Origin of the sequence: Nostoc sp. UHCC 0251 (assembly GCF_034932245.1) — a bacterium.
Lineage (GTDB): Bacteria > Cyanobacteriota > Cyanobacteriia > Cyanobacteriales > Nostocaceae > Nostoc.
Genome location: NZ_JAYGHD010000108.1, coordinates 1 through 13280, shown reverse-complemented (window position 1 = coordinate 13280; position 13280 = coordinate 1). Strand labels below are relative to the sequence as shown.

At 47.0% G+C, this 13280-nt stretch carries 8 protein-coding genes and 2 pseudogenes; all 10 read left to right on the top strand.

Annotated elements, in window-relative coordinates; genetic code table 11:
* A pseudogene (locus VB740_RS13780) lies at positions 1-1772 on the top strand (S-layer family protein); the annotation flags it as partial.
* A gap of 409 nt (positions 1773-2181) precedes the next feature.
* Positions 2182-4911, top strand: a complete 2730-nt coding sequence (locus tag VB740_RS13775) for a CHAT domain-containing protein (protein ID WP_323200554.1) — start codon at positions 2182-2184, stop codon at positions 4909-4911.
* A gap of 7 nt (positions 4912-4918) precedes the next feature.
* Positions 4919-5698 (top strand): DUF928 domain-containing protein, encoded by a 780-nt coding sequence (locus tag VB740_RS13770; RefSeq protein ID WP_323200553.1) that lies wholly within the window; start codon positions 4919-4921, stop codon positions 5696-5698.
* 16 nt (positions 5699-5714) lie between these two features.
* Positions 5715-7976, top strand: coding sequence for a CHASE2 domain-containing protein (locus tag VB740_RS13765; RefSeq protein WP_323200552.1), 2262 nt, complete (start codon positions 5715-5717; stop codon positions 7974-7976).
* A 6-nt stretch (positions 7977-7982) separates the two neighbouring features.
* Positions 7983-8612 (top strand): response regulator transcription factor, encoded by a 630-nt coding sequence (locus tag VB740_RS13760; protein ID WP_323200551.1) that lies wholly within the window; start codon positions 7983-7985, stop codon positions 8610-8612.
* Positions 8613-9546: 934 nt separating this feature from the next.
* Positions 9547-9798, top strand: a pseudogene (locus VB740_RS13755) (response regulator transcription factor); the annotation flags it as partial.
* On the top strand, positions 9740-9961 hold the full coding sequence (locus VB740_RS13750; RefSeq protein ID WP_323200550.1) for a reverse transcriptase domain-containing protein: 222 nt from the start codon (positions 9740-9742) through the stop codon (positions 9959-9961). The pseudogene VB740_RS13755 and the gene VB740_RS13750, both read left to right, overlap by 59 nt.
* Before the next feature lie 50 nt (positions 9962-10011).
* Positions 10012-11841: a glycosyl hydrolase family 28-related protein gene (locus tag VB740_RS13745; RefSeq protein WP_323200549.1), complete on the top strand. Its 1830-nt coding sequence runs from the start codon at positions 10012-10014 to the stop codon at positions 11839-11841.
* A gap of 157 nt (positions 11842-11998) precedes the next feature.
* Positions 11999-12217, top strand: coding sequence for a glycoside hydrolase family 19 protein (locus VB740_RS13740; RefSeq protein WP_094331994.1), 219 nt, complete (start codon positions 11999-12001; stop codon positions 12215-12217).
* Positions 12218-12342: 125 nt separating this feature from the next.
* A partial coding sequence (locus VB740_RS13735; RefSeq protein WP_323200548.1) for a glycoside hydrolase family 30 protein occupies positions 12343-13280 on the top strand: 938 nt, incomplete at its 3' end.

Genomic DNA, 13280 nt, shown 5'->3' with positions numbered 1-13280 from the left:
GTTTCTTTTATATTTGTGGAGGGGAAACGAAGTCCCTCCTCAACCGCTCACAAGTGGAATCAAGCGGGGTTGGCCGAGGTGGAAATTTGATGATTACCACTGGCTTGCTGTCTTTAATCAATGGAGGTGCTTTGAATACTGCCACGAATGGACGGGGAAATGCTGGTAGTGTCACCATTCAGGCACGTGACTCTGTACAGATTCGTGGTACAGTCCCTAGTAATACTTTTCTTCGCAGTGGGGTGTTTACCACAGCAACACAAGGCTCGGTGGGAGATGGAGGAGATGTCACCATCACCACAGGTTCACTCTCGGTTTCCGAGCAAGGGCAAATCATCACAGACGTTCGATCGCAAGGCAATGCTGGCAATATCCAGATTCAAGCAAGCGATGCTGTTTCGTTTGATAGAGGGGATGCCATCAGCACGCTTTCTGAAGGTGGAGTGGGCAAGGGAGGCAATATTGACATTAGAGGGCGATCGCTTTCAGTTCTCAATAATGCTCGCCTCTCCGCTTCTACCTCTGGTGATGGAGATGCGGGCAATGTTACCGTCAGCGCCGACACGGTGGGCGTGAGTAGTGGTGGGCAACTGCTTACCACTACGTCAAGTAACGGTCGTGCAGGTGACATCACGGTGAATACGCCTGACTTGCAACTCAGTGGAGCAACCAGTGGTTTATTTGCTGGCACCAACAGCATTGGAAATGCAGGCAATTTGACCGTTCAGCCACGCGGTGACGGACAAAGTGTGCGGGTAAACCTTCAGGATGGCGCACAGATTTCTGCCTCCACTTTCAACAGGGGGAAGGGAGGAGAGTTGACCATTACTGCCCCTGACTCCATTACGTTAACCGGGAACGGTTCGGTGATTGCTGCTGGAACGGATGCCAGCGGCGATGGTGGAAACTTGAATCTCCGCACTCGAAACCTCAACATCCAAAACCAGGCACAAGTCACTGTCAGCAGTTCGGGTACCGGCAGTGCAGGCAACTTGTTTGTCGATGCCGATCGCATCTTTCTCAAAAATCAAGGCAGCATTCGAGCCGACACATCGGGGGGTGGAGGCAATATTAATTTGCGATCGCCCCTGATTCTCTTACGCAATGGCAGCAACATTACAACGAATGCTACAGGAGCCAACATTCCTGGCGGCAACATTGGGATCGATACGCGCTTTTTGGTGGCGGTGCCGAACGAAGATAGCAACATCAGCGCCAACTCTGAAGACTTTCGCGGTGGTAATGTTCGCATCAACGCCTTTTCAATCTTTGGTATCCAGCCCCGTTTGGTTTCCACCCCTTTGAGTGATATCACTGCAACAGGTGCGACCTCTGCGCTGAGTGGCACGACCAATGTGAACACCGCAGGCATTGACCCAACTTCTGGATTAGTCGCGTTGCCCACTGACTTTGTAGATCGTTCTGGTTTGATTGCCCAAGGGTGTCCTGCCAATCAAGGGAATTCTTTCGTGATCAGCGGTCGCGGAGGCTTGCCGCCTACACCGGAACAGCAATTAGATGATGATGCCAACTGGCAGGATCGGCGCAGGCTGGTTGCAAATCAACAGGTAGATGGGGCAGGACAAGGGGACACGGAAACTGCTTCACTTCTTAATTCTCCTGCACTTCCCCACACCCCCATCATCGAAGCTACCAGATGGCTGATAACTCGTACTGGAGAAATCTCCCTGGTTGCCAGCACTCGTGACCCAACGGTGCAGAATCGGTTGAAATGGTCAGGAGTCTGTTCACGAGGGGAAAGCAGTAGATAGCGCTGAGTTCCGAGTGCTGTTAGCGGAAGCGGGGCGTTTAGCCCGTGCTGAGTTAAAAAGACCACCCACGTTCGCGCAGCGTCTCGCAGAGAGGGGTGGGGTATCAACCTTCTCCAGTATTATAAAGATTCCGCCCACAAGGGGCGGGGCATTTACCAAGTGCAAAAGTACTGAGTATTTCTTAATTTACTCAGGACTCAGCACTCAGGACTCAGCACTCAGCACTGAGTCGGTAAACAGCTTAAGTAAGTAAACTTACTCATCTTCCCTAGCTTGATTGAACAAAACCTGCAATAATGTTAGTTGTGATGTCACAAACAGACATCTGTTTACGCAAGTACTAGAGAGCCTTATACCTGCGATGAATGGAGGACACAAGAACAGGCGAATCAATCAAGGATTGTCTAAAATGCAGCGCCTCTTGTTAAATCGGGGGTGGCTACAATCTTTTCGATTTGCTCTGGTAGGGTTTTTCATCGCAATGAGCCTTCATGCTGGAATTACGGTTGCCCTATATGTCACTCATGACCGCAAGGTAGAAAATCAAGGACAATCTGTAGAAATTATATCCCAGTCTCCTCAGTCTTCTACAATTCCACCAGCCCAGCTTGTGCAGCAGGCGGAAGATCGCTATCGGGCAGGGCAACTTTCAGATGCGATCGCCCTCTGGCAACAGGCAGCCGCTCGTTACGAGACTAGCGGCGATCGTCTCAATCAGGGGCTGGTGTTCAGCTTTCTTGCCATTGCGTTTAATGATCTGGGACAGCAGACACAAGCTGAAGGGAAGATCAAGCAAGCTATCTCGCTATTAACCGCTCAAAACTCGGTAGCCAATTCGGAGACTGCTTCCGTGCTTGCCCAAGTGTTGACTATCCAAGGAGAGTTACAGCTCGCTCATGGTCAAGCATCCGAGGCGTTTGAAACCTGGCAAGCAGCGATCGCTGCCTATCGCAAAGCAGGCGACATCACTGGCATTCTCGGTAGCCAGATTAATCAAGCCAGAGCCTTACAAGCAGACGGACTTTACAAACGAGCAGCCAATCTTTTGACACAAGTAGAACAGTCGCTGCAAAATCAGCCTGATAGTCCTTTGAAGGTGACAGGGTTGCGAAATCTGGGTAAGCTTTTGAGGTTAGCGGGCAACCTGGCTCAATCTCGGACTGTTTTGGAGCAGAGTCTAGCGATCGCCCAGAAACTACAAGACGATACACCGCAATCGGCATCCGAGCAGAGCGGCATTCTCTTGAGTCTGGGTAACACAACCCGCGCTCAGGGAAACACAGATACTGCCCTGGATTTTTATCAAAAAGCGATGCTCATCGCTCCCTCCCTGACCGCAAAAACTCAGATTCAACTTGCCCAGTTAAGTTTGCTAATTGACAGCGATCGACCAGCAGAGGCTCAACGTCTATTTACACAAATTCAATCCCAGCTTGCCCAGTTACCGCCTGGTCGTCTGGCGGCATATACCCGCATCAATTTAGCTCGAAGCCTGATCAAGTTGGCAACGAATGATAAAACAGATGAAACGGATAAACGTTTCAGCATTTCAACCAGTAATCCATCCGCCTCATCTACTCCCAAATTCGTGGCTCAATCGCTCAAAACCTCAGCTCAGGAACTGGCGATCGCAATTCAACAAATTCGTTCTTCAGGTGATTCTCGTGCTGAATCCTATGCCCTTGGCGCTTTGGGTAGTTTGTATGAAACAACCCATCAATGGAACGATGCTAAAACCCTGACCCAACAAGCACTTAGTCTGGCTCAATCCATTGATGCCCCCGACATTGCCTATCAGTGGCAGTGGCAGCTGGGACGGATTTTTTGTCAAGGTAAACAGCCCTGCCCTGCCATTGGAAATCTGCACAATGCAACGATCGCCTATGCTGAAGCGGTCAAACTGCTGCAATCCCTCCGTAGTGAACTGGTTGCGGTAAACCAGGATGTGCAGTTTTCATTCCGAGAAAGTGTCGAACCTGTCTATCGACAATTTGTGGAACTGCTGTTGCAGTCTGACGGTGATGCACCCAGCCAGGAAAACCTGAAACAGGCACGCGAGACGATCGAAGCACTCCAGTTGGCAGAACTCGACAACTTCTTCCGAGAAGCCTGCACCGCCCGTCCGGTAAAAATTGACCAGATTGATCCTCATGGGGCGGTGATCTATCCAATGATTCTGCCCAGCCAGTTGGCGGTGATTCTGGCGTTGCCCAATCAGCCTTTGCGATATTACAAAACGCCCGTTCTGCAAGTAGAAGTAGAACGCATTTTGACACAGATGCGCCAATCGCTTAGACCTACAGCCTTTGTGGAAGATTGGTTGCCTAGTGTTCAACAGGTCTATAATTTGCTCCTGCGTCCCTTCGCGGCTGAACTGGCGACAAGTGAGATCAAAACGCTCGTATTTGTGCCTGATGGATTGCTGCGGAGTTTGCCAATGGCAGCCCTGCACGATGGTCAGCAGTATTTGATTGAAAAATATAGCATCGCGCTAACTCCCGGTCTCCAGTTGCTTCAAACCCAACCACTGGAGCGTCAACGGTTCCAAGGATTATTAGCTGGGTTGACGCAAGCGCGGGGAGGATTTGCGGCATTGCCCAATGTTGCAGTCGAAATTGATCAAATTAAATCAGAAATTCCAGCCCAAGTGCTGCTAGATAAATCATTCACAAATGGCTCGTTTGAAAAAACGATTGATTCTAAGCTGTCACCCATCGTTCACCTAGCAACGCACGGTGAGTTTAGCTCGAATGCAGACAACACCTTCATCTTGACTTGGGATGGACGGATTAACGTTAGACAATTGGATCGACTGCTCCGTTCTAGAGAAGGAAAACTCAACCCAATCGAATTGCTAGTTCTCAGTGCCTGCAAAACGGCAACGGGCGATCGCCGCGCCGCTCTGGGGATGGCAGGTGTGGCAGTGAGATCGGGAGCGCGCAGTACCATCGCTTCCTTGTGGTCTGTGGGCGATCGCTCCACAGCTTCTTTGATGATTGAGTTTTATCGTCAGTTAAGAAAGCCTGGAGTGACGAAAGCCGAGGCATTGCGTCGCGCTCAGATCGCCTTGTTGCATCAAGACGATTACACCTCGCCTTACTACTGGGCACCGTTTGTTCTTTTAGGAAATTGGTTATAAAAACGTTATGTCTAACCTCAAAACTCTGCTGTATCATCTGCCCATTGGCATTGTTCTGACGTTAGAACTGGCGATCGCGCCCGGTATTGCTTCGCCAACCCCGTCCCAATCTTTCTTTGCGAATCAATTTACCATCCAACTCGCCCAGAGTAATCCACCACCGCCACCCACAAATCCAGATAGATCATCGGCAGGAGGACGGCGCAATCCATCCAACTGCCCTCAAGATACGGAAGCGGCAACAAGTAGCCCGTTGCTGACTGCCCTCAGCCCCACAACTAAACCAGGCTTCACCTTATCAGAGCATCCTACGTTTCTCGTCTACGTGCCAAAAACCAGCGCGAAGAATGCAGAATTTAGCCTCCGCAGTCGAGAGGGTCGCGGGATTTATCGCACCACGGTTGCTTTGACCAACACTCCCAACCTGATCAACCTCACCCTGCCCACCCAAACACCGCCTTTAACTGTAGGTCAACCCTATACCTGGTCGTTTGCCATCATTTGCAATCCAAGCGATCGCCTGGAGGATCGCTTTGTCACAGGTATGGTTGAGCGCATTGACTTCGACTCCGCGCGTTTACGTCAAATTCAGCAAGCATCACTCAAAGAACAGGTAGCACTCTATCAGAAAGCAGATGTCTGGTACGATGCTCTTGCCGTTCTATATCAGTTGAGGCGCAGCCAAATGAATGACCCAAGTATCAACACCGCTTGGCGTGAACTGTTGCAATCAGGGGGAGTCGATACCATGATTAATAGCAACTTAGAGAAAGAAAACCAGCGTTGAGCGATCGCCTTAACTTATGTGGACAACACTGAAACAGCAAATTTGGCGATGGAGTGGGGTCTTGATCACAGTCCCCAGCATTGCTGGGAGTTTGCTGGTTTTACGGTTAACTGGCGCACTGCAATTAATGGAGTTAATCGCGCTGGATCAGATGTTTCGTTTGCGTCCTTCTGAACCAGTTGATTCGCGGATTGTCCTTGTGACAATTGATGAGTCAGATATTAATCAGCTTGGACAATGGCCCATGTCTGATGCAGTGCTGGCTGAACTCATTTCATCCATCAAACAACAGCAACCGAGAGTCATTGGACTAGACATCTTTCGAGATTTACCTGTAGAACCCGGTCATCAAGCCTTAGCGAAGGTCTTTACCACTACACCCAACTTAATTGGGATTGAGAACGTGATTAAAGCGGCAAACGGTGAAGTTGTTCCAGGCGCACCACTCTTAAAACAGCGCGATCAAGTCAGCGCCAGTGATCTGCTGTTGGACAGAGATGGTCGGGTGCGCCGCAGCCTGCTGTATTTAAGAACTCAGGACAATCGATCAATCTTTACGCTGGGCGCACGTCTGGCATTCTTTTACCTTGACAAACAAGGTATTTACCGTCAACCTCTTAACCCTAAGCAGACGAAGTTTCGATTGGGTCGAGCCATTTTTACGCCATTGCAGCCCAATGATGGTGGTTATTTAGGGATGGATGCAGGCGGATATCAAATTTTGTCAAATTTTCCCAAATTCCGGCATGGGTTTCGCACGATCACACTCACGGATATTTTGCAGGGACGACTGCCACGCGATTTGGTACGTGACCGGATCGTCCTAATTGGGGTAACAGCAGAAAGCCTAAAAGACAAGTTTTTTACGTCCTACACCACCGACTCTACTGCCGTACCCTCTGGTGTTGAAGTTCACGCGCTGTTAACCAGCCAACTGTTGAGCGCGGCATTAGATGGACGATCTCTACTGCACACTTGGTCAGAACCGATGGAATGCCTGTGGATCGTTGTTTGGTCAACCATTGGAGCCGTCATCGGCTCGACAGCTTCATCACCGCGACAAACCGGATTGAAAATTGTACTGTTGGGCATCGTTCTTTGCGGTGGAGCCTACGGTTTCTTTCTACTGGGTTGGTGGGTGATCATCATGCCACCGCTGCTGGCTCTTGTCGGATCTGCTATTACCAGCAATAGCTATCTGCTGTGGGAAAATCTCAAGGAATACGCTCGCACGTTAGAACAAAAGGTGGAAGAGCGAACCCTGAAACTAGAGCAAGAGATTGTTGAACGAAAACAGGCACAAGAGACTTTAAGCCAGCAAAAACAGCTTCTCCAGACGATCGTGGATCATATTCCGGTGATGATTACGCTTTACGATGTAACGGGGCGTGTTGAGTTTGTCAATCATCAGTTTGAGCAAATTTTGGGTTGGTCAGCTACCGATTTACATAATATTGATCTAGTTGCTGAATGTAGTTCTGATTCAGAACAGCGACAGCAAATTTTAGACCACATGTTAGCCGCTACTGGCACCTGGTTAGATTTAAAAATTAGAACAAAAGACGATCGCTTTGTAAACACTGCTTGGGCAAATGTTCAACTTGCCAATCGTCTATTTGTGGGCATTGGACAAGACATCAGCGATCGCAAACGTGCTGAAGAAGCTTCCATTCTGGATGAGCGCAACCGAATGGCACGGGAAATACACGATATTCTGGCACAGGCTTTTACGGGCATTCTGCTGCATGTGGGAGCCGCAATGGAACTCATCATCAAAAAACCAGATAAGGCAGAAGCACACCTGGAAACTGTAGATGAATTGGCGCGTACAGGACTGGCTGAAGCACGGCGATCGGTGACGGCACTGCGACCCAAACTATTGGAAGAGGGCAACTTATTTGATGCTCTTAAACGCTTAACTAATCAAATGAAATTATCTACGAATACCCAGCTCACCTGTGAAATCATTGGTGCTACCTATCCTTTGCCACCTAATGTGGAAAATCATTTACTACGGATTGGACAAGAAGCATTAACTAATGCCATTAAATATGCTCACGCCACTCAAATTAACGTTGAATTAATTTGTGAGGAGTCTCAGTGTTTGTTACGAATTAAAGACAATGGGCAGGGATTTACCATTGATCAAGTCTCTGTCAATAAAGGCTTTGGGTTATTGGGTATGAGTGAACGGGTAGAGCAAATTGGCGGTGAATTAGTCATCCAAAGCCATCCGGGTCAAGGTACAGAAATTGTTGTCGTTGTCAATCGGGAGTAAGCAGCTGTGAATCAAACAAACATCATTCGCATTCTGATCGTAGATGACCATGCCATCGTCCAACAAGGATTAATTGCCATCATTGATGAAGAATCGGATATGACGGTGGTTGGTCAAGCACAAAATGGAATTGAGGCGATCGAGTTGTTTCGCAAAGAGCAACCAGATGTCACCTTGATGGATTTGCGAATGCCTGAAATGGGAGGTGTTGAAGCAATTATGGCGCTTTGCACTGAATTTAACACAGCGCGCATCATTGTATTAACCACCTACGATGGCGATGAGGATATTTATCGAGGGTTACGAGCAGGAGCAAAAGGTTACTTGCTCAAAGATTCTAAACCCAGTGAACTACGAAGCGCGATTCGCACTGTTCACGCCGGTCAGCCATATATTCCACCCCATGTTGGTGCTAAATTAGTGCAGCGCATGAACAATCCAGAATTGACCGATCGCGAATTAGAAGTCCTGCTATTAGTCGCTCAAGGCATGAGCAATTTAGAAATTAGTGTTGCCTTAACGATTACTGAAAGCACCGTCAAATCGTTTGTCAACCGAATTTTAAGTAAGTTGGGGGCTAAAGACCGCACCCAAGCAACCATTATTGCCCTAAGACGAGGGCTTACCACCGTATAAGCTTACAAGAAAGGCAGAGGGCAGGAGGCTCAGTTGGCAGAAGGAAAGGAGTATTAATAAAAACTTTAGTTCTGGGTATAAAGCCCAGTTAAAAAAAAGAATTGTATCGATAGCGCAGCGTTAGCGAGTCATCGAGCGTCGACGCGTAGCGCGACTTGCATTGCGTCATTGCTTCAATCCCACGTTTAAAAACGTGGGTTCCCTTCTGCCTTCTGAATACCACCAACTTAGGATTGCTCAAAGCCTCAAACTTAAGGTTGATCAAAACCTCTACCTCCAGATCCACCAAGGATTAGCATGACTGCATCAGTTTGTAAGTTGTACTTTAGTTCAAACTTGGATACCAACTTTAGTTAGAGCCAAGCTGCCATTTTGAGATGGATTGCTTCATCAATCGCTTTGTTGGGAAAAAGTGTAAACTCTGAGTGGACGACAAGTGAGAGTCAATTGCCTATATTGAACTCATGCAAACACAGCGACCTTTTCGATAAAATTTAATACCGTTTATTAAATCAGTATAATTGGTGGTAATTTTTATTACTTTAATAAGTGTAATTATGAATTACAAATTATTTGATTACGGCTTATGTGAGTTGGAGTCTAGAAAGACGTAAATACGTCAACATAGCTAAACATCTTGGTTAAACCACAGCCTGAAACCCTTGCTATCGGTAGGGCATTTTTAATTCACATAAAGCGTTGATTAGTAACCAATTCATATTTCGATGAGGACAGAATTATGACATCGGTCCTATTTCTACTTAAGCATGATTTCAAGCATCTAAACGTGTCAAGTCAAGTTGATGATTCTGGTAATTCTTCTATCAATCATGCTTTCACGGCTGTTGCACTAGAAGTTGTTGAATTACTTCAACATGTCTACCCTAATCAAGCAGAAGTTATCAGTTCTACTAAGACGATGGACTGCGATCGCTCAGAAACCGTTACCATTCGAGCGATTGAGCCAGAATACAAGCAAATCATTGAGATTGAACCATTGACCGAGCGTGAGTTAGAGGTGTTGCGATTGATTGTTGATGGATATAGTAATTCCCTAATTGGTGAAAAGCTATATGTCAGCACAGGTACAGTAAAGACCCACGTCCGAAATATTTTGAAGAAGCTCTGTGCTGGCGATCGTACCCAGGCAGCTATTCGGGCACTCCGCTCTGGTCTTGTTCACTAAATCAACTTGGATTGAATATGCGGACGATTTCACTGCATTCTGTGAGTCAAAAGAAGATGCCGAACGAGTGGTTGAAACCTTAAAAACCTGGCTCAAACAAAGAGGTTTAAAGCTATCTCCTGAAAAGACCAAAATTGTTCATCTCAGTAAGTTCATTGCCTAGAATCAAAAACGCTTATTCGATTATTGCACGTTTACCGTTGGAGTGAAATTATGAACATGGATGGAACTCAATTTGTCAAAGCAGAAGCTTCTAATTTGCAGGTAGGTCAGAAAACCTACATTCCTAACGCTGTTGCACCAGCCACCGCAGGCCCCACCACCATGCCCTATGATGAAATTCAAGCTAAAAATGCCGACCACAACGGTACCGTAATTGATGGACGCAATAACCGTACTTATCCAGGGTTGGCAAATGAAGCAATTGAACGTCGCGCCGTGAAACTCGATACCGTAGGGCAATATGTCGAGTTCACCATACCACGCGATGCAAACTCAGTCATCGTCCGTTACGCCATTCCCGACTCAGCCGATGGTACAGGGCTAACAACACCCATCGGCTTGTACATCAACGGTGAAAAACAACCCGACCTAATCTTGACATCGAAATACAGTTGGATTTACGGTACCTATCCATTCAATAACAATCCCGGCGACATCAGACCGCATCACTTTTATGATGAGGCAAATCGGCTAACACCACAGATGTCTGCGGACGACAAGGTTCGGATTCAGGTGGAGTCAAATAGTACCGCGCCCTGGTACATCATTGACCTAGTTGACTTTGAGCAAGTAGCACCTGCTTGTGTGATGCCAGAGGGATATCTCTCGCTGACCGCTGATTTTGGTGCAGATCCGTCCGGCGTACAGGATTCCACTACTGCTTTCCAAAATGCGCTTGATGCATCATCAAGTCAGCGTCGGGGATTATGGATTCCGCCTGGCGAGTACAAAGTTAGCACTTGGCTACAGGTACGTGACAGCGTAACACTCAAGGGTGCGGGTATCTGGTATTCCAAGATTCACTTTGTGGCGCAGACGGGTAATAATGCCGGACTTATGGGGCCTTGGAATACAGGGACATCTGCACAAAATGTCAACTTTTCGGATTTTGCAATTTGGGGCGAAGTTACCCAGCGCGTCGATAACGACCAGCTCAACGGTATCGGCGGCGCCTACTCGAACTCAACGTTTACAAACCTGTGGATAGAGCATAGCAAGTGTGGTATGTGGCTGGACGGGCCATTTGACAAGCTGACAATCAGCAATGTCCGAGTCCGTAATCAGCAAGCAGACGGGATCAATTTCCACAGACAAGTCACCAATTCCACTGTTACACAGTCATTTTTCCGCAACACAGGCGATGATGCCCTCGCAATGTGGAACGAAGGAGGTGGCGGTTTCAACACCTTTTCGTTCAACCGCGTTGAAATACCAGTGCTGGCAAACGGAATCGCCATCTATGGGGGTGAATCTAACGTCGTCACCGATAACTACGTCGCTGACCAGCAGGCTGAAGGGGGTGGTATCCACGTCGGCAACCGCTTCCCCGGAAGTAAACCAATCAGCGGCACAACGGTAATTGCCCGCAACGCGATCGTTCGTGCTGGTTCACAGGATCACTACAATGGCTGGAATTTCGGTACGGGAGCGCTGTGGTTCTACGCGCTTGACGCAGACATGACGGGCGTTATCAATGTTGAAGATAATCAAATTATCGACAGCAACTATGAAGCGATTCATTTCATTGGCAGTAACGTTACCAATGTAACCCTCAACCGTAATCAGATTATCGGTGCTGGTACTTACGCAATGGAAATCCGTTGTGCAGGTACAATGACAATCAGCAATACAACGGCAACAGGACTCGGACACGGCGCTATTCTCAACTGCCGAACAGACTTTGCGATCGCTGACGGTGGCGGTAACGGTGACTGGATTACTCAAACACCAGTCTGCCCTGACCCTTATCCAACCCCAATTTATGTTTCGGTAGAATCATCTGAACTTGAACAATTATCAGCAGTATCCACAAGTAAGTAGCAGGGTGGGTTCATTGTAGATATTGACTGCAAGGTGCATCCCGTTTTTGTAAATATATTCACTGGCTTAACTCGGTTTTCAATGTCAAACTAATCACTTGATTCAATCTATTTTAGCGTTTTTCGTTCACACTATATCACTTCTTAAAGGAGGATAAATCTTAAATGGTAATTCATGTAGCGATCGGAATTTTGCGGCTCTGAATACCAAGGCGATCGCAGGTGTGGTCAAAAATTTTGGATTTGACGGTCTCGAATGTAGCATACTTACGCCAACTGTGCTAACAGATAGAGTCGGCTTTTACAAACATTTTATCCAAATGTTGAATGTAGATATGGGCAACAGCGTTTACTGCGATCGGATGGCGCATTACTAAACACTTTTTTCTCATCAAATAGCTTATAGCTACGCTGATGACGATGAGACTGGGTTGCATAGTTTCTAACAAAGTTAAGTGTAGAAAAATGGCAGATTTTAAGAAGTTATTCTAGGAGCATACTTATGAGCTTGAACATTAAGTCATCTCAAGAAAGTGTAGAGGTATGGCTATCTGTACCTAATACAAGCACTATGCTGGTAAGGCAGACAGATATTTATTTTGCGGCTGACAGTGGCGTTAATAATCATACAATAATTATTGACGAAGATACACAGTATCAGCAAATAGATGGTTTCGGTGGCTCACTGACCGATGCGTCATGTTGGCTACTAAAGTATAAGCTTACAGACCAGAAAAGGGCTGAAGTCATGCAGGATTTATTCGGACAATCAGGAATAAATATAAGCTTGCTTCGGCAACCTATAGGAGCATCTGATTTTAGCTGGGAAGCGTGGACATTAGATGATACTACCAATAATACTGATGACTGGTCTTTAAACAACTTTTCTCTTTCGAGGGAAGACGCTTACATACGCCCTATGCTCGATATGGCATATAAAGTAAATCCGGGTCGCATAAAGATATTTGCTACCCCGTGGAGTCCACCAGCATGGATGCGCTCTAACAAGGGACTTTATGGGCATGGTGGATACCTGCGTCCTGAATGCTACAACGTATATGCTGATTACTTTGTCAAATATGTTAAGGAATGTGAGGCTAAAGGAATTTCTGTATATGCAGTAACAATTCAGAATGAACCCCAGTATGAACCTGATGCATATCCTGGAATGCAAATGTCTATACAGGATGAAATAGGGTTTATTAAAGACTACATTGGTCCTAAGTTTCAACAAAACGGTATAAGCACAAAAATTATCTGCTTTGACCACAATTTTGATGATAACGGTACAGACTTTGCTGCGTCGGTCTTAGCATCTGATGCATATAACTACTGTGCAGGTTCAGCATGGCATCCTTACTGTGCAGGTAATTCGTGTGTACATGGTAACTGCCCAGGTAGGAAAGTCAGGGATATTCCCGTGAGGGAGGAAAGATGGTA

Excerpts from the sequence above, each read along its gene's own strand:
- VB740_RS13745 (WP_323200549.1), top strand. The coding sequence starts at position 10,012 with ATGAACATGGATGGAACTCAATTTGTCAAAGCAGAAGCTTCTAATTTG.
- VB740_RS13775 (WP_323200554.1), top strand. The coding sequence starts at position 2,182 with ATGCAGCGCCTCTTGTTAAATCGGGGGTGGCTACAATCTTTTCGATTT.
- VB740_RS13770 (WP_323200553.1), top strand. The coding sequence starts at position 4,919 with ATGTCTAACCTCAAAACTCTGCTGTATCATCTGCCCATTGGCATTGTT.
- VB740_RS13765 (WP_323200552.1), top strand. The coding sequence starts at position 5,715 with ATGTGGACAACACTGAAACAGCAAATTTGGCGATGGAGTGGGGTCTTG.